Source organism: Streptomyces venezuelae, assembly GCF_008642275.1.
Taxonomy (GTDB): domain Bacteria; phylum Actinomycetota; class Actinomycetes; order Streptomycetales; family Streptomycetaceae; genus Streptomyces; species Streptomyces venezuelae_E.
This window is the reverse complement of the sequence record NZ_CP029189.1, coordinates 1757202-1774324: the sequence shown is the minus strand read 5'-3', so window position 1 is coordinate 1774324 and position 17123 is coordinate 1757202. Positions and strand designations below refer to the sequence as shown.

The following is a 17123-nucleotide window of genomic DNA, read 5'->3' as shown; positions in this document are numbered from 1 at the left end:
CCCATGCGGCGAGTATCAACCCATTCATCCCGATCTGCTGCTCAGCCGCTCCGTGCGGCCACTGGGCCGGACGGGGGACACGCGGGAGCGGATCCCGCGGGCCCGGCGGCCCGGCCCGCGCCCGGAAACCAGTTGCACACCCCCGGTAGAATGTCTCCCATGGCAAATCTCCTCGCGGATTAGCGGCGTCGAAGCTTCGCGTCCTGCCCCCCTTCCGCCGTCCCGACCCGCCCTGGAGTATTTCCGTGATCACCGCCACCGGCATCGAGCTGCGCGCCGGCGCCCGCGTCCTTATCGAGTCCGCCTCCTTCCGTGTCGCCAAGGGCGACCGCATCGGCCTGGTCGGCCGCAACGGAGCGGGCAAGACCACCCTCACCAAGTGCCTGGCGGGCGAAGGACAGCCCGCCGCCGGCTCCATCGCCCGCTCGGGCGAGGTCGGCTACCTCCCGCAGGACCCGCGCACGGGCGACCTCGACGTGCTGGCCCGCGACCGGATCCTGTCCGCGCGCGGCCTCGACGTGCTGATCAAGAAGATGCGCGCCAACGAGGAGCGCATCGCCACGGGCACGGGCGGCACCCGCGACAAGGCGATGAAGCAGTACGAGCGCCAGGAGACCGAGTTCCTGACCAAGGGCGGGTACGCCGCCGAGGCGGAGGCCGCGACCATCTCCGCCGCCCTGGGCCTGCCCGACCGGGTGCTCGGCCAGCCGCTGCACACCCTCTCCGGTGGTCAGCGCCGCCGCGTCGAGCTGGCCCGGATCCTCTTCTCCGACGCCGACACCCTGCTCCTCGACGAGCCCACCAACCACCTCGACGCCGACTCCATCGTCTGGCTGCGCGACTACCTGAAGAACTACCGCGGTGGCTTCATCGTCATCTCCCACGACGTCGACCTGGTCGAGACCGTCGTCAACAAGGTCTTCTACCTGGACGCGAACCGCTCCCAGATCGACGTCTACAACATGGGCTGGAAGCTCTACCAGCAGCAGCGCGAGGCCGACGAGAAGCGCCGCAAGCGCGAGCGCCAGAATGCCGAGAAGAAGGCCGCGGCCCTGAACTCTCAGGCCGACAAGATGCGCGCGAAGGCCACCAAGACCGTCGCCGCGCAGAACATGGCCAAGCGTGCCGACCGGCTCCTCGCCGGCCTGGAGGCCGTCCGCGTCAACGACAAGGTCGCCAAGCTCCGCTTCCCGGACCCGGCACCCTGCGGCAAGACCCCGCTGACCGCCGAGGGCCTCTCGAAGTCGTACGGCTCGCTGGAGATCTTCACCGACGTCGACCTGGCCATCGACAAGGGCTCCCGCGTCGTCATCCTCGGCCTCAACGGCGCCGGCAAGACCACCCTGCTGCGCCTGCTCTCGGGTACGGAGAAGCCGGACACCGGCACGGTCGTCCCCGGCCACGGCCTCAAGCTCGGCTACTACGCCCAGGAGCACGAGACCCTGGACCCGGAGCGCACGGTCCTGGAGAACATGCGCTCCTCGGCCCCCGACCTGGACCTGGTCGCCGTACGCAAGACCCTCGGCTCCTTCCTCTTCTCCGGGGACGACGTGGACAAGCCCGCCGGGGTGCTCTCCGGCGGCGAGAAGACCCGGCTGGCCCTGGCCACGCTGGTCGTCTCCTCGGCGAACGTGCTGCTCCTCGACGAGCCCACGAACAACCTCGACCCGGCCAGCCGCGAGGAGATCCTGGGCGCGCTGCGCACGTACAAGGGCGCGGTCATCCTCGTCACGCACGACGAGGGCGCCGTGGAGGCGCTGGAGCCGGAGCGCATCATCCTGCTCCCGGACGGCGTCGAGGACCTGTGGGGACCGGACTACCGGGACCTGGTGGCGCTCGCCTGACCGGGTTCCGGTTCCCGTTCCGCTTCTGATCCAGTTCCTTATGGATCATTCGGCTCACGGGTGATCCATCATCTGAGTGAGACGGTCTCGTACCGTTGCGCGTCGTACGACGGCCCCGGCCGCACCCGCGAAGGTGCGCGAACGGGGCCGTTCGTTTTCCGGTTCCGCGCCCCTGACCTGGAGATTCCCGGCGAGGGCAGCGGAGTGTGACGGAAGTCATGCAGCGGAAGGGGAGATTCCGTTCTGCTCGGGTGTCCACCGCTTGAGAAATGCCGTCGTACCGACCTTGCTGAATGGGTGGCCAGGAAGCGTGGGAGGGGTGATCATGAGAAGTCCAGAGCGCACTTCCCATGAGGAGGCACGGGTGGCCGAGACTCTGAAGAAGGGCAGCCGGGTAACCGGCGCCGCGCGCGACAAGCTCGCGGCAGACCTGAAGAAGAAGTACGACTCCGGTGCGAGTATCCGGGCGCTGGCCGAAGAGACCGGCCGGTCCTACGGATTCGTCCATCGGATGCTCAGTGAGTCCGGGGTGTCGCTGCGTGGTCGCGGAGGCGCGACCCGGGGCAAGAAGGCCGCCACGGCCTGACCCCGGTCCCATCGGTTCCAACGCTCCAACGGCTTCAAGGTTCACCATGATCCGACGATTCCTTCGGTGACCCCCGGTCGGCCTTTCGGTCGACCGGGTGGTTACTGTGCAGTCACTTAGGCCGAGCTTGCGGCCGACTGCACACCGGAGGCATGAAAGATGGCTCTGCTCGACAAGGACGGCGTACGACTCACCGTCGACGACACGGTCGCCACGGTGACACTGACCAATCCGGCCAAGCGAAATGCCCAATCCCCCGCGCTCTGGCGGGCTTTGGCCGAGGCCGGGAGGTTGTTGCCGGGCACCGTCCGGATCGTCGTGCTGCGCGGTGAAGGCATGTCCTTCTCCGCAGGGCTCGACCGGCAGGCGTTCACCCCCGAAGGTTTCGAGGGCGAGCCGTCCTTCCTCGATCTGGCACGCGGTTCGGACGAACTGCTCGACTCCACGATCGCCGAGTACCAGGAGGCATTCACCTGGTGGAGGCGTAACGACATCATCTCCGTCGCCGCCGTGCAGGGGCACGCGATCGGCGCCGGCTTCCAGCTCGCGCTCGCGTGCGATCTGCGCGTGGTCGCGGACGACGTGCAGTTCGCCATGCGCGAGACCAGCCTGGGCCTGGTCCCCGACCTGGCCGGTACCCAGCCCCTGACCTCCCTGGTCGGCTACGCCCGCGCGCTCGAAATCTGCGCGACGGGCCGCTTCGTGCACGCCGAGGAAGCGGAGCGGGTCGGCCTCGCCAACCTCGTCGTCCCCGCGGACGAGCTCGACGCCGCCGTGCAGGACCTCACCACGGCCCTGCTGGCACCGCCTCGGGACGCCGTGATCGAGACGAAGACGCTGCTGCGGTCCGCCCAGGCCCGCCCCTACGACGACCAGCGCGCCGCCGAGCGTGCGGCCCAGGCCCGCCGCCTGCGGGACCTGGCCGGTCTCTCCGACTGAGGGGCCGACCCAGCGCCGGAGCCCCGGGAAAGTCGGCCAGCCGACCGGCGTAGTCCCGGGGCGCCCGCGCGCCGCGGCGCCTAACGTGGTGCGGAGTGAGTCCGCCACGCACGCGAAGGGACACGCGATGACCGAATCCGCATCAGGGGTCACCGGCAAGGAGCCCGGCGACCGGGGACGCACGAGCATCGCCGACGGGGTGGTCGAGAAGATCGCCGGACTGGCCGCCCGCGAGGTGGTCGGCGTGCACGCCATGGGCAGCGGCAGCGGCCTCTCCCGTACCTTCGGCGCCGTCCGCGACCGGGTGCCCGGCGGCCAGAAAGCCCAGGTCAGCCGCGGGGTCAAGGCAGAGGTCGGCGAGGTCCAGACCGCCCTCGACCTGGAGATCGTCGTGGACTACGGCGTGTCGATCCGGGACGTGGCGCGTGCCGTCAGGGAGAACGTCATCGCGGCGGTCGAGCGGATGACGGGCCTGGAGGTCGTCGAGGTCAACATCGCGGTGAGCGACGTCAAGCTGCCCGATGAGCCCGACGAGGAGCCGGAATCCCGTCTCCAGTAGCCGAGAGGACCCCGCATGAGCATGGCGATCGCCGGAATGTTCGCCGGCATGGCCCTCGCGTTCGCCGGCTACTTCGGCGGGTTCGGGGCCTTCCTGCTGGTGGCCGCCCTCGGCGCCATCGGATTCGTCGCCGGACGGTTCCTCGACGGGGACCTGGAACCGGGTGACCTGTTCCGCCGCCGCGACGACCGGCGCGGGTGAGGCGCCGATGAGCAGTACGCCGCGCTCCGCCCCGCCCCGGGTGGCCGCCGCCGAGCGCGGCGCCACCCGTATCGCCGACCGGGTCGTCGCGAAGATCGCCGCCCAGGCCGCACGGGAGGCCCTCGCCACGGCACCGGGCACGCCCCCGCACGCCACCGTCACCGTGCACCACGACATCGCCCGGGTCCGGATCAGCCTGGAGCTGGACTACCCCTCCGACCTGGCCGCCCAGTGCGCGGCCGTACGCAGGCAGGTCGCGCTGCGGATCGAGGAGTGCGCGTCGATGTCCGTGCCCGAGGTGGACGTCGACATCGAGCACCTGCACTCCACCCACACCCGGACCGCCACCGGGCGCGACCGGCGGCTGCGGTGACGGCCCCCGGACCCGGCCCCGAATCCGGCTTCGAGTCCGGCTTCGAGTCCGGCTCCGAGCCCGGTCCCGGCCGCCGCCCGGGACGGGTCCACCGGTTCCGCTCGGCCCGGCGGGTGCCCGCCGCACTCACCGCCCTGGTCGTGCTCGGGGTCGCGGGCCTGTTCCTGTACGACCTGGCCGCCGTACGGGCCGGCCGCCCCGCCATGAGCTGGCGCGGCGACCTCGCCGACCGGCTGGCGACGCACACCCCCGCGGACCTCGGAGTGCGGCTGATCGCCGGGGCCCTGGTCCTGGCCGGGGCGGTACTCCTGCTGCTGGCACTGGCCCCCGGGCTGCGCCGGATCCTGCCCATGCGGACCCCGGACCGGCGGCCGGGCGTCCGGGCCGGGCTCGGCCGCAAGGACGCCGCGCAGATCCTGCGGGACCGGGCCATGGAGGTGTCCGGAGTGCGGTCCGTCCGGGTCAAGGTGGGCCGGTCCCGCGTCGGGGTGCGGGCCACCTCGCACTTCCGCGAGCTGGACGACGTACGGGCGGACCTCGACGCGGTGCTCACCGTCGGCATCGAGGAACTGGGCCTAGCGCACCCGCCGCAGCCGCGCGTACGGGTCAGGAGATGACGCGATGCTCGCAACGGTGAACCGGATCCTGCTGGCGCTGGCCGGAGCGGTCCTGACGGCGGCCGGGATCGTGGTGCTGACGGGTGGGTGGCCGCTGCACGGCCGGCACGCGCCGCTGCTGAGCGAGGAGACCAGGAACCGGTACTGGCACGCCGAGGGCTGGTGGTGGTGGGCGGTGCTCGCCGGCCTCGCGGTGGTCGTGCTGCTGGCGCTGTGGTGGCTGCTGTCCCAGTTCGGGCGCAAGCGACTGCAGGCGGTGGTGGTCGACACCGGTGACGGGGCGTTCGCCACGCTGCGCGGACGGGCTCTGGAGGAGGCGGTGGCCGCGGAGGCCGGTGCCGTGGACGGGGTCGCCGGCTGCCGGGTCGCGCTGCGCGGGCGGCGCGGGTCGCCGGCGCTGCGGGTCGCGCTGGAGCTGGAACCCCACGCGGTCCCGGCCGACGCCCTGGCCGCCGTGGCCGGCCCGGTGCTGACCCACGCCCGGACCTCGGCGGGCCTCCCGGAACTGCCCGCGGAGGCCCGCCTCAAGGTGACGTCCCACCGGGCCCAGCGCGTGACGTAGGCCGCTTCCTGCGGGTCAGAAACCGTGCCGGGAGCCGCCGTCGACCGGGAGCATGACCCCCGTCAGGTACGAGGCAGCCGGGGAGAGCAGGAAGGCCGCCGTGCGGCCGAACTCCTCCGGGGCTCCGTACCGGCGCAGCGGGATGCGGGACTCGTTCCCCGCCCGCGCGGCCTGCGCGTCACCGGACAGCGCGTCGAGCTCACGCACCCGGTCGGTGTCGATGCGGGCCGGAAGCAGGCCGACCACCCGGATCCCGCGCGGGCCGAGTTCCAGCGAGAGGGACTTCGCGAAGCCCGCGAGGCCCGGACGCAGACCGTTGGAGATGGTCAGGCCGGGGATCGGCTCGTGGACCGAGCCCGACAGCACGAAGCCGATGACCCCGCCCTCGCCCAGCTCGGCGGCCGCCGCCCGGGCGAGCCGGACCGCGCCCAGGAAGACCGACTCGAAGGCCGCCGACCACTGCGCGTCGGTGTTGTCCGCCGCGAAGCCCGGTGCCGGGCCGCCCACGCTGATGAGGATGCCGTCGAGGCGGCCGAAGCGCTCCCGCGCGGTGGCGACGAGCCGTGCGGCCGCGTCCGGATCGGAGTTGTCGGCCGCCACACCGGCCGCGTCCGGGCCGAGCTCGGCGGCGGCGTCGGCCGCCCGCTTCTCGTCCCGGCCCGTCAGGAGCACCTTCGCGCCGTCGGCGACCAGTTCCCGGGCGGAGGCGAGGCCGAGGCCGCGGGTGGCCCCGGTGACGATGTAGACACGGTCTTTCAGTCCAAGATCCATGCCGACACGCTACGCCGTCGCCGGTTCCTGCCGGGAGGCTTCGGCCCGGGCCGCCTCTTCCTCGCGCTCGCGCTTCTCCCGGCGTACGAGGACCACCCAGCCCACCGGAACCGCGCCGGCGAACAGCCACCACTGGACGGCGTACGCCATGTGGGGGCCGATCGAGTCGTGGTCGGGGTCGGCGACGGTCTCCGGGGTGCTGTCCGCCGGGGCCGGAGCGGTGAGCTCCAGGTAGCCGCCGAGGACGGTCCGGCCCAGGTACTCCGCCTGCCGGGCGCTGTTGATGAGCATCACCTGGCGGTCCGGCAGGCCCTTGCGGTCCTTGATGCCGCTGCCGCCGCTGGTCTCGTCGGCCTTCAGCCGGCCGATGACCGTGACCTCGCCCGTGGGCGCGGCCGGCACCGGCGGGTAGGCGCGCGGGTCGTCGCCGCCCGGTACCCAGCCCCGGTTGACCAGGACCACCCGGCCGTCGGAGAGGACCAGCGGGGTCAGGACGTGGAAGCCGACCTTGTCGTCGTTGTCGGTGCGCATCCGGACGACGACCTCGTGCGCGGCGTCGTACGTACCGGTCGCCGTGACCGTGCGCCAGAAGTCCGCTCGGGGGACCTGGTGTCCGGGCGAGGTGATCTCGGTCACGGGTACCGGCTTCGCCCGCAGGTTCGCCTCGATCAGCTGGTTCTGCGCGACCCGGTGCTCATGGCGGTGGTACTGCCAGAACCCCAGCTCGATCATCGCGGGGATGAGGGCGAGGGCCATCAGGGTGAGGAACACCCACTGCCGGGTCAGCACAAAGCGGTACACGCCCACGACGGTACCCGCAGTGCGAAGGACCCCGGCGGCCGGGTGGCCGTCCGGGGTCATGGCGTACGGAACGGGGTGTGGGGAGGGGATCCGGGCCGGGCGCCGGGACGGGGCCGCGACGCGGCGCAGTCAGACGCGGTCGACGATGCCCACCTTCCCCTCCGCCCGGGCGCAGTGCGCCCCGCAGAACCACTGGCCCGCGACCTCGACGCCCTGGCCGATGATCGAGACCCGGCAGTGCTCGCAGACGGGCGCCATGCGGTGGATCGCGCAGGAGAAGCAGTCGAAGACGTGAACCGCTCCTTGGGCATGGACTTCGAAGGACATGCCGTAATCGTTTCCGCAGACCTCACAACGTGCCATGCGCCGAATGCTGCGCACGGGGACGGAGCGGAACAAGATCCGGCGGGGTGAGTCGCCGCGCCTGCACCCGGCCGGCGCAACGGCCCTCCCGTTCAGGACTCGGCCGGGGCCACGTCCCGCAGCAGCTGGGTGAAGGCCGCCTCGTCGACGACCGGCGTGCCGAAGCTCTTCGCCTTGACCGTCTTGGAGGTCGCCGAATCGGGGTCGTTGGTCACCAGGAGGCTGGTGAGCCGCGACACACTCGTCGCGATGTGCAGGCCCGCCTCGACCGCCCGGTCCTCCAGCAGCTCACGCTCCACCGAGGTGTCACCGGAGAAGGCGATCCGCATGCCCTGTTTCAGCGGCTTGCCGTCCTCGAAGCGCCCCGGGTTCGGGTGCGGGCACGGCGGCCGCTTGCGCGAGGGCCGCCAGCTGCTGCCGCCCCGGTAGGAAGCCTGGTAGCCGACCCGCGGGGTGACGGCGGAGTCCGACCACTCCGTCAGCGGCCGGCACTCCAGCAGGGGCAGCCGCACGCCGCCCTCCGCGGCCGCGTGCAGCGAGGGGCGGAACGCCTCCGCGAGCACCCGGGCGTCGTCGAGCGCGTGGTGGGCGCGCTGCTGGACCACGCCGAAGTGCGCGGCGAGCGACTCCAGCTTGTGGTTGGGCAGCGGCAGGTTCAGTTCCTTCGACAGGGCGATGGTGCACAGCCGCTGACGGACCGGTGCCGTCGCGGCGGCCCGCGCGTACTCCCGGGCGATCATCTGCCAGTCGAAGATGGCGTTGTGCGCGACCAGTACCCGGTCCGCGAGCCGTCCGGCGAACTCCTCGGCGATGTCCTCGAAGAGCGGGGCGTCGGCGAGCATGGCGCTCGTCAGCCCGTGGATCCACACCGGTCCCGGGTCCCGCCGCGGGTTGACCAGCGTGTACCAGTGGTCCTCCACGTTGCCCTGGGCGTCGAGCCGGTAGACGGCTGCGGAGACTATCCGGTCGTCGCGAGCGAGCCCGGTGGTCTCCACGTCGACGACCGCGTACCCCTGTGGGTACGCGGTCGGCCACGTCGTCTCTGCGGTCGTACGGTCGTCGAGCATGGTCACAGAGGATATCGGCCCCGACTGACACCCGTGGCCGCACCGGTGCTTCCCGGCCGTCACTCCAGGGCGGCGACCAGGTCGCCCGCCGCCAGCTGTTCGAGGCCGGAGCGGTCAGGGCGTGGCCCCGGTCGAGTCGTTCGGCTTCCAGGGCCGCGTCAGGCTCTCGGCCGTCGACGGGGTCGCCCGGGCGCGGGAGCGCGCCGAGCGGTTCACCGCGGCGGGGTCGCGCCGGCCGGATCGGGCGCTTCGGGCGGGCCGGTGGCGTCCGCCGCGTCCGGCGGGAGCAGGGCGTGCACCAGGGCCCGTACGGACAGCAGGAACAGCCGGTCCGGGTCCGCCGGGCGGGCCAGCGCTCGGGCCAGGGCCGGGTCGTGGGGGGCCGCGGCGGGGTCCCAGAGCTCGCTCTCGGCCGGGGACTGGGCGGGGGCGCGCTCGCGGTTGCGTTCGACGAGCAGGTATCCGACGACCTGGAACTGGACGGCGCGGACCGCGTCCGCCGCCCGGGCGCCACGCAGCCCCGCGGCGTGCACCTCGTGGACGAGTGCCTGCTGGGCGGGCAGGAACATCCGCTCGGTGAGGCCGCGTTCGTGGACCATCGCGATCAGGTGCGGACGTGTCCGCAGTTCACGGCGCAGCATCCGGGCCACCGCCAGGATCCGGTCCGCGGGGGTGCGGCCGGTGGGCCGGATCGCGCCCATCTCCTCCACCGTCCGCTCGACGAGGGCGTCCAGCAGCGACTCGCGGTTGCCGACGTGCCAGTAGATCGACGTCACGGCCGTGCCCAGCTCGGCGGCGAGTCCCCGCATGGTGAGCGCGGCCGGACCGTGCCGCATGACCAGGGACGCGGCGGCGTCCAGCACCGTGTCGCGGGTCAGCGTGGTTCTGGCCACGGCGTCCACCACCTGTCTGTCGAATCGTCAATTCTGTTCCGTGCGCGGGTCTTTACCCTTCATCGGTAGCGGTGTAACTGTGTTACAGAACCGACTCCCCCCGAGCCGAGGGATGGTGTGAGACATGGCACGCGTACGGTACGGAGCGCGGACCGAAGCCGAGATCGCGGCGGCGCGCGAGAAGAGTTCCAGGCTCCCGGACATCTGGTCGACCGGCGTCGTGGCCGTCTGGGAGACCGACCCCGATGTGATCGCCGCGGTCCTTCCGCCGCCGCTCAAACCGGCCGACCGGCCCCTGGTACGGGCCAACATCAGCAAGGTCGACCTGCCCGGCTACCCGCTCGGCGCCGGATCCGTGGCCGTCGCCGCCCGGCACGACGGGACCGAAGGCTGGTACCCCCTGGTCATGCCGATGACCCTGGAGCGCGCCCTGACCGGCGGCCGCGAGGTCTTCGGCGAGCCGAAGAAGCTGGGCGAGGTCACCGTGGAGCGCGACGGCCTCGTCGTACGGGCCGCCCTCGCCCGGCACGGGATCGCCTTCGTCGAGGTGCGCGGGGCGGTGGACCGCGTGCTGCCGCTGCCCGAGCCCACCCGGAAGACCGACTTCTACTTCAAGTTCCTGCCCGCCGTCGACGGTTCCGGCTTCGACGTGGACCCGGTGCTCGTGCACTGCACGCGCAACGAGAAGGTCCGCAGGCTGGAGCACGTCACCGGGGACGTCGTCCTGCGCGAGTCGATGTACGACCCGGTCGCCGACCTGCCCGTCCGCCGGATCGTGGAGATCACCATCGGCGAGAAGACCACCGACCAGAAGGGCCGGGTCGTCGAGCGGGTCAGCGCCCAGGCCCTGCTCCCGTACGTCCACCAGCGCTACGACGACCCGATGCAGATCCTCGACGGCCCCCCGGAAGGGAGCCTGTGAGATGCGGCTCGAACCGGGACAGACGGCCGTCGTCACCGGCGCGGCGAGCGGCATCGGCCTCGCCATGGCCCGCCGCTTCGCCGCCGAAGGGCTGAAGGTGGTCCTCGCCGACGTCGAGGAGGCCGCCCTGCGCAAGGCCGCCGACGAACTCGCCGCGGACGGAGCCCAGGTGCTCGCCAGAGTGGTCGACGTCAGCGACCGCGACTCCGTGACCGCCCTGGCCGACGCCGCCTACGAGGCCTTCGGCGCCGTCCACGTCCTGTGCAACAACGCGGGCGTCGGCTCCGGCGCCGAGGGCCGGATGTGGGAGCACGAGCCCAACGACTGGAAGTGGGCCTTCTCCGTCAACGTGTGGGGCGTCTTCCACGGCATCCAGGCCTTCGTCCCCCGCATGATCGCCGGCGGCGCCCCCGGCCACGTCGTCAACACCTCCTCCGGCGACGGCGGCATCGCCCCCCTGCCCACCGCGTCCGTGTACGCCGTCACCAAGGCGGCCGTGGTCACCATGACCGAGTCGCTCTACGCCCACCTCAAGGCGGAGGGCGCCGCCGTCGGGGCCTCCGTCCTCTTCCCCGGACCGCACATGCTGCGCACCGGGCTGTGGGAGTCGCACCGCAACCGGCCCGAGCGGTACGCGAAGGAGCGGCCGCGCAAGGCCCCGTACCGCAGTCTCGACCAGTACGAGGCGGCGATGCGGAAAGCCGGCCACGAGGTGCACTTCACCCCGGTCGAGGAGGTCGCGGAGCACGTCGTCGACGGCATCCGCGCCGACCGCTTCTGGATGCTGCCGCCGAGCGAGCACAGCGACCGGCAGATCCGCGCCCGGTCGCAGTCGATGCTCGACCGCGCCAATCCCGCCTATCTGGAGAGCTTCATCCTCGACTGAGGAGCGTCCGCCATGAGCGACAGCACGAGCGACGGCACGAATGACACGCCGTACGAAGACCCGTACCTGATCATCTCCTCCGACTGCCATGCCGGCCTGCCCACCGAGCAGTACCGGCCCTACCTGGATTCCCGCTTCCACCCCCAGTTCGACGAGTTCCTCGGCGAACGCGACGCCCGCCGCGCGGAGGCCACCCGCCTCGGCGTCCGCAACGAGGCCTTCGCCGAGAAGTGGTTCCACGACCACGAGGAAGGCCTCAAGGGCGGCTGGGACACCGGACAGCGGCTGAAGGAGCTCGACGGCGACGGCGTGGCCGCCGAGGTCGTCTTCCCCGACGCGGACGCCGTCGACAGCCAGACCGCCGCCCCCTTCGGCGTCGGCCTCGGCCTCTCCGGCGACCAGGACCCCGAACTCGGCATGGCGGGAGCCCAGGCGCACAACCGCTGGCTCGCCGAGTTCGTCGGGCAGAACCCGGAGCGGCACTGCGGGGTCGCCCTGCTGCCCATCACGGGCGAGCCGTCGAAGGTCGTGGCGGAGATCCACCGGGCCAAGGAGTCCGGGCTGGGCGCGCTGATGATCCCCGCGATGTGGGTGGACAAGGCGCCCTACCACGACCGCCGCTACGACCCCGTCTGGGCGGCGGCCGCCGAGACGCGGATGCCGATCGTCACCCACTCCGGCTCCTCGCCGCGCCACGAGTACGGCGACCACCTGGGCATCTTCGTCTCCGAGGTCACCTGGTGGCCGGCCCGCCCGCTGTGGTTCCTGCTCTGGTCGGGGGTCTTCGAACGCCACCCCGGCCTGAAGTTCGGCGTCGCCGAGGCGGGCTGCTGGTGGCTGCCCAACCAGCTGTGGTTCATGGACCGGCTCTACCTCGGCGCGCACGGCGGCAAGAAGCTCTCGCCGTTCGAGGAGCTGAAGCGGCCGCCGAGCGAGTACCTGGACCGCCAGGTGTTCATCTGCGCGACCAACACCAAGCGCCGCGAGCTGGCGCAGCGGTACGAGATCGGCGTGGACAACATCCTGTGGGGTTCGGACTTCCCGCACCCGGAGGGCACCTGGCCGAACACCCGGGCCTGGCTGAAGAACACCTTCCACGACATCCCGGTCGCGGAGACCCGCCGCATGCTCGGACTCGCGGCGGCCGAGGTCTTCGGCTTCGACACCGCGAAGCTCGCCCCGATCGCCCGGCGGATCGGGCCCACCCCCGCGGAACTGGGCCAGTCCCCGGACCAGGCGGCGGTGGAGGCCTCCTGGGCGCGCTCGCGCGAGGTGGGCCGGCACTGGCTGACCGACCACGACTTCCCGGTACTGGGGGTGTCGCGGTGACCGGCGACGACCGCTACACGGTGATCTCGGCGGACTGCCACGCGGGCGCCGACCTGCTGGACTACAGGCCGTACCTGGAGAAGCGGTACCACGACGACTTCGACGCCTGGGCCGCCACGTACGTGAACCCGTACGAGGACCTCCTCGCGGACACCGCCGACCGCAACTGGAACTCGGCGCGCCGCCTCGCCGAACTCGAAGCGGACGGCATCGTCGCGGAGGTCGTCTTCCCGAACACCATTCCGCCGTTCTTCCCCAAGGCCTCCCTGATGGCCCAGCCCCCGACGGCCGCCGAGTACGAGATGCGCTGGGCGGGTCTGCAGGCCCACAACCGCTGGCTGGCGGACTTCTGCGCGGACGCGCCGGGCCGGCGGGCGGGGGTGGCGCAGATCCTGCTGAACGACGTGGACGCGGCGGTGGGCGAGATCCGCCGGGCGCGGGCGGCCGGCCTGACGGGCGGCATCCTGCTGCCGGGCGTCCCGCCCGGCTCCGCGGTGCCCGAGCTGTACTCGGCCGCCTACGACCCCGTCTGGGCGGTGTGCGACGAACTGGACGTCCCGGTCAACCACCACGGCGGCTCGGCCTCACCGCCGCTCGGCGACGAACCTGCGGCCCGGGCCGTCTTCATGGTGGAGACGACCTGGTTCTCGCACCGGGCCCTGTGGCACCTCGTCTTCGGCGGGGCCTTCCACCGCCACCCGGGGCTCAAGCTGGTCCTGACGGAGCAGGGCTCCGGATGGATCCCCGGGGTGCTGGAGATGCTGGACTACTACCACGGCCGCCTGGTCGCGGCGTCGGCCACGGCCGAGTCCAAGTTCGGGGCGGGCCTCGCGGATTCGATGGGCCGGGGCCCGAGCGAGGTCTGGCGTGACAACTGCTTCGTGGGGGCGAGCTTCATGCGCCCCCACGAGGTCCCGCTGCGGGAGCGGATCGGCCTCGACAAGATCATGTGGGGCAGCGACTACCCCCACGACGAGGGCACCACCCCCTTCTCCCGCGAAGGCCTCCGCATCGCCTACGCGGGCCTCCCGCGCGAGGAGGTCGCCGCGATGGTCGGCGGCAACGCGGCCCGCGTGTACGGCTTCGACCTCGCCCTGCTGGACGCGGTCGCGGCCAAACACGGCCCGCTGGTCTCGGAGGTCGCGGAGCCCCTGACGCAGGTCCCGCCGACGGCCACGAGCCCGGCCTTCGCCCGGGGCGGCTCGGTCCGCGTCTGGTAGCTCCGGCGCCCGCCGGGCGGCTCAGCTCATGTAGCGGAGCCGCTCCGGCGGGAACAGTTCGGTGCCGAGCAGGTTGTTGGGGCCGTACACCTCGACGACGAGGTCGTCCCTCGGCGCCAGTGGGGACAGGTCGACGGGCCCGCCGCAGAAGCTCACCACGAGCCGGTTCAGGTGCGGCAGTGCGAGAAGGGGCTCCAGCCCCGAGCCCAGCGTGCACGTCAGCAGGGTGAGGCCGGTCAGTTCCTGGTGCCGGACCAGCATCGAGGGCACGACCGTCATCCCGTTCAGCTGGAGCAGCCGCAAGGCCGGCACCGACGGCTGGGCCGCCAGCTGAAGGGCCTGCCGTTCGCCGGAGATGGTCAGCATGTCGAGCGCCGGCCACCGTTCGAGCCCCTTGAGCCCGACCCAGACGGCTCCCTTGAACAGGGCGAGCGACCGCAGCGTGCCGGGCAGGGGCAGGTCGGAGAGTTCGGCGATCCCGGCCTTGGAATCCAGCGTGAAGTTGGTGAGCGAGGGGAGCGTGGCCAGCGGCGCCAGGGATGCCCGGGCCGCGATCCGCGAGAGGCCCAGTGAGCGCAGGGGCAGCCCGGACAGCGGGCCGAGGTCCTCGATCCGGGGACATTCGTAGAGCCCCAGGTACCGGAGGTCGTGGAGGGCCGCGAGCGGTGAGAGGTCCGTGAGCCGGTCGTCCCGGTGGATGGTCAGCCCTTCCAGGTCCGGCCGGCTGACCACGGCGTCGGGCAGCCAGTGCCCGTCCCTGAGGCTGACGTGCCGGGCGTGGGCCAGCAGCGGCAGGTGGGCCAGTTCCTCGGAGGTGTAGACGCTCACGTAGGTGGCGCCCAGATCGACGTGCGCCAGCACGGACTCGACGTAGTCGGCCGTGCGGAACCTCCGCCAGTTGTCGGCCAGTTCGACCACCACCTGAGGCCGGGCGTCCGTCCGGAACCGGGCGATGCGGCCGAGTGCCTGCGGGCCGCCCACCAGGGCGGCGGTCCGGACGATGGCCGCGGCCTCCGTTTCGGTGAGACCGGCCGGGCCGGGCAGCAGGTCCAGGACCAGCTCACCGGCCCGGGCCAACTCCTCGGCCTGGGAGATCCGCTGCGGCGGCAGCAGGTCGCCGGTGCGCGACTGGATCTCGGCGCGGACCCCCGGGTCCAGCTCCGGGGCGTGCTCCAGGCAGGCCGCCGCGAGCAGGACCAGCCGGTCGCGGGCTCCCTTGACCTTGTCCGCCCGCTTCAGCAGACCCTTCAGCAGGCGGGCGCGTTCGTCCGGGCGGGCGTGGCCCACCGCCATGCGGACCACGTCGTCCCAGGAATCGTCGTGGGCGTTCTTCACCAGCACCCCGAAGTCCCGTGACTCCACGGCAGCCTTGGCGCCCAGGTAGTCCTGGAAGGTCCGGTGGACGAAGGTCACCGAGCCCGGGAACGGCTCCAGGAGCAGGCCGCTGCGGATCAGCAGGTGGGAGAAGACCTGCTCGGCCCCGCCCTGCGCCCGCACCTGCGGCATGGCGTCGAGCCACTCGCCCACCATCTCGACGGCCTCGTCCCGGCCCGCCTCCAGCTGCCCGTTGCGGATCAGCCAGTACGCGAGCCGCTGGAGCAGCGCGACCTGCTCCTCCCGGGTGAGGTAGACGCCCTCCACCCCGGAGATCTCCCGTTCCGTGTCCCGCCGTACCAGCAGCATGTCCAGCGCCGCGTCGTACAGCTCCTTGCGGGCCCGCGGGAGCTGCATCCGCCGGTCCTGGTTCAGGGCGCACAGCAGCGCGCACATCAGCGGGTTCGTCGCCAGCCGGGCCAGGTCCCGCCGGGAGGAGACGGCCTCCAGCAGCGAGGCCTCGTACGCGTCCACCTCCTGCCCCTCCGCACGGGCCGCCGCGTGCCAGTGCGCGACGAAGGACCGGATGTCCTTCTGCTCCATCGGCAGCATCGAGTGCGGCGCGAAGCCCAGTCCCGCGAGCCAGTCCTCCGGGACCGCCGACGGGCGGGTGGTCACCACGTACCGCGCCTTCGGGTAGGCGGCGACCAGCGAGCGCAGCCAGCTCTCCGTACGGGTGCGCAGCCGCTGCGGGACCTCGTCGACGCCGTCCACCAGGACCAGGGCCCGGCCGCTCAGCATCAGGTCCTCCACCCAGCCGGGCGGGGCCGAGAGCGGGACGGCGCCGGCGCGCAGGAAGTCCTCCGGCAGGGGCAGGTCCCCCGATGCCGTGAACGAGCGCAGGCGCAGCACGAACGGTACGCACGTGCTCCACGGGCCGGCGCTCTGCCGGGCCGCGTCGAGGGCGAGCCACTGCATCAGGGTCGATTTCCCCGAGCCCGCCGGGCCGCGCAGCAGGACCCGGTCGGCGGCGGCGAGGGCCTGCTCGGCCCGGACGGACGCCTGGCCGAGGTCCGGCCCGCCCGGCGGCACCTGGTCACCGCTGACCGACAGGCTGATGTACGCCACGTCCAGCGGCCACTCCTGGCGGGAGCGGCTGAGGGTGAGGCCGAAGAGCCGCAGGCGGCCGTGGGTGTGCGCGACGTACTGCGCGTACCGCTCCTCGAAGGCGTACGCCGTGCCGTCCCCGGCGGCGCCGAGCCGGTCCACCGCCCGGGCCAGCTCGCCCGTCCGCCGGACCAGTTCCACCCCCGCCCGGGCGCCGAAACCCGGCAGGGTGGTCAGGTACTCCACCGCGTGCGTGCAGCACAGCCGGACCAGCCGGCCGTACAGGGCCTCGGCCGAGGGGGACAGGCCCGCCGGGGGCGGGGGTACGGCCGCCGCCAGGGCCGTCGGGTCGAGGTCCGTCGCGAAGAGGGCCTCCGCGTCCAGGGGGCCGAGCTCCGCGAAGGCGTCGCCGACCGCGTCCAGGGCCGCGAGGCGCTCGTGCTCCGGCAGCGCCGTGCCCTCCGGGCCGAGCCGGGCGGCCAGGGCTCCGGTCAGGCGCCGCATCTCGCCTTCGCCGAGTTCCGGCGGGGGCTTGCGCCAGCGCGGGGCCGGCCGGGCGGGATCGGCCGTCAGGCCCGCTCCCGGAACCCGGGCCAGGAGGGACCTGACCAGTGCCCCCGCCGCCGTTCCCGCCACCCGTAAGACAACCGTCTCCCAGCCCGTCATGCCCCGCCCTCCCCTTGGCTCGGACATCATCTCGTGAACCGCCGGTAACCCCGATGGATACCGATCGGTAACAACCCCTAGCGGCACCCCCGAGAGCGCCTCT

General features: G+C 72.6%; 18 protein-coding genes. 12 read left to right on the top strand and 6 right to left on the bottom strand.

Annotated elements, in window-relative coordinates:
• Positions 1-245: 245 nt before the first annotated feature.
• The 8 genes from DEJ51_RS07405 to amaP all read left to right on the top strand — a co-directional run bounded on the left by DEJ51_RS07405 (position 246) and on the right by amaP (position 5681).
• Positions 246-1844: an ABC-F family ATP-binding cassette domain-containing protein gene (locus tag DEJ51_RS07405; RefSeq protein ID WP_150256874.1), complete on the top strand. Its 1599-nt coding sequence runs from the start codon at positions 246-248 to the stop codon at positions 1842-1844.
• 364 nt (positions 1845-2208) lie between these two features.
• Positions 2209-2430, top strand: coding sequence for a helix-turn-helix domain-containing protein (locus tag DEJ51_RS07400; RefSeq protein ID WP_030010789.1), 222 nt, complete (start codon positions 2209-2211; stop codon positions 2428-2430).
• A 159-nt stretch (positions 2431-2589) separates the two neighbouring features.
• Positions 2590-3369: an enoyl-CoA hydratase/isomerase family protein gene (locus DEJ51_RS07395; protein ID WP_030762652.1), complete on the top strand. Its 780-nt coding sequence runs from the start codon at positions 2590-2592 to the stop codon at positions 3367-3369.
• A 127-nt stretch (positions 3370-3496) separates the two neighbouring features.
• Positions 3497-3928 carry an Asp23/Gls24 family envelope stress response protein gene (locus tag DEJ51_RS07390; RefSeq protein ID WP_150256873.1) on the top strand — a complete coding sequence of 144 codons (432 nt, stop codon included), beginning with the start codon at positions 3497-3499 and terminating at the stop codon, positions 3926-3928.
• Positions 3929-3943: 15 nt separating this feature from the next.
• On the top strand, positions 3944-4129 hold the full coding sequence (locus DEJ51_RS07385; RefSeq protein WP_030762666.1) for a hypothetical protein: 186 nt from the start codon (positions 3944-3946) through the stop codon (positions 4127-4129).
• A 7-nt stretch (positions 4130-4136) separates the two neighbouring features.
• Positions 4137-4502 (top strand): hypothetical protein, encoded by a 366-nt coding sequence (locus tag DEJ51_RS07380; protein WP_150256872.1) that lies wholly within the window; start codon positions 4137-4139, stop codon positions 4500-4502.
• The gene (locus DEJ51_RS07375) at positions 4499-5119 is read left to right on the top strand and encodes a DUF6286 domain-containing protein (protein ID WP_150256871.1); all 621 of its coding nucleotides are present in this window, start codon (positions 4499-4501) and stop codon (positions 5117-5119) included. Before DEJ51_RS07380 ends, DEJ51_RS07375 begins: the two co-directional genes overlap by 4 nt.
• Before the next feature lie 4 nt (positions 5120-5123).
• Positions 5124-5681: an alkaline shock response membrane anchor protein AmaP gene (gene amaP / locus DEJ51_RS07370; RefSeq protein WP_150256870.1), complete on the top strand. Its 558-nt coding sequence runs from the start codon at positions 5124-5126 to the stop codon at positions 5679-5681.
• Between the two features lie 15 nt (positions 5682-5696).
• On the opposite strand, the gene DEJ51_RS07365 is transcribed toward amaP, so the two are convergent.
• The 5 genes from DEJ51_RS07365 to DEJ51_RS07345 form a co-directional block, all read right to left on the bottom strand.
• A complete protein-coding gene (locus tag DEJ51_RS07365; protein ID WP_150256869.1) occupies positions 5697-6452 on the bottom strand; it encodes an SDR family oxidoreductase in 756 nt (251 codons plus the stop codon).
• 9 nt (positions 6453-6461) lie between these two features.
• The gene (locus tag DEJ51_RS07360; RefSeq protein ID WP_150256868.1) at positions 6462-7253 is read right to left on the bottom strand and encodes an SURF1 family protein; all 792 of its coding nucleotides are present in this window, start codon (positions 7251-7253) and stop codon (positions 6462-6464) included.
• A gap of 129 nt (positions 7254-7382) precedes the next feature.
• Positions 7383-7616: a hypothetical protein gene (locus DEJ51_RS07355; RefSeq protein ID WP_030009585.1), complete on the bottom strand. Its 234-nt coding sequence runs from the start codon at positions 7614-7616 to the stop codon at positions 7383-7385.
• 92 nt (positions 7617-7708) lie between these two features.
• Entirely contained in the window at positions 7709-8689 is a 981-nt protein-coding gene (locus tag DEJ51_RS07350; RefSeq protein ID WP_150256867.1) for a DEDDh family exonuclease, read from the bottom strand.
• A 206-nt stretch (positions 8690-8895) separates the two neighbouring features.
• Positions 8896-9576: a TetR/AcrR family transcriptional regulator gene (locus DEJ51_RS07345; protein ID WP_150256866.1), complete on the bottom strand. Its 681-nt coding sequence runs from the start codon at positions 9574-9576 to the stop codon at positions 8896-8898.
• Positions 9577-9700: 124 nt separating this feature from the next.
• Between DEJ51_RS07345 and DEJ51_RS07340 the strand changes: the two genes are divergently transcribed.
• The 4 genes from DEJ51_RS07340 to DEJ51_RS07325 are packed head-to-tail and all read left to right on the top strand — an operon-like array spanning position 9701 to position 13933.
• Positions 9701-10498: an acetoacetate decarboxylase family protein gene (locus DEJ51_RS07340; RefSeq protein ID WP_150256865.1), complete on the top strand. Its 798-nt coding sequence runs from the start codon at positions 9701-9703 to the stop codon at positions 10496-10498.
• Position 10499: 1 nt separating this feature from the next.
• Positions 10500-11384, top strand: coding sequence for an SDR family NAD(P)-dependent oxidoreductase (locus DEJ51_RS07335; RefSeq protein WP_150256864.1), 885 nt, complete (start codon positions 10500-10502; stop codon positions 11382-11384).
• A gap of 12 nt (positions 11385-11396) precedes the next feature.
• Positions 11397-12713: an amidohydrolase family protein gene (locus tag DEJ51_RS07330; protein WP_150256863.1), complete on the top strand. Its 1317-nt coding sequence runs from the start codon at positions 11397-11399 to the stop codon at positions 12711-12713.
• A complete protein-coding gene (locus DEJ51_RS07325; RefSeq protein WP_150256862.1) occupies positions 12710-13933 on the top strand; it encodes an amidohydrolase family protein in 1224 nt (407 codons plus the stop codon). Before DEJ51_RS07330 ends, DEJ51_RS07325 begins: the two co-directional genes overlap by 4 nt.
• Before the next feature lie 21 nt (positions 13934-13954).
• Here the strand turns inward: DEJ51_RS07325 and DEJ51_RS07320 are convergent, their stop codons facing one another.
• Positions 13955-17020 carry an NACHT domain-containing protein gene (locus DEJ51_RS07320; RefSeq protein ID WP_150256861.1) on the bottom strand — a complete coding sequence of 1022 codons (3066 nt, stop codon included), beginning with the start codon at positions 17018-17020 and terminating at the stop codon, positions 13955-13957.
• Positions 17021-17123: the final 103 nt, after the last annotated feature.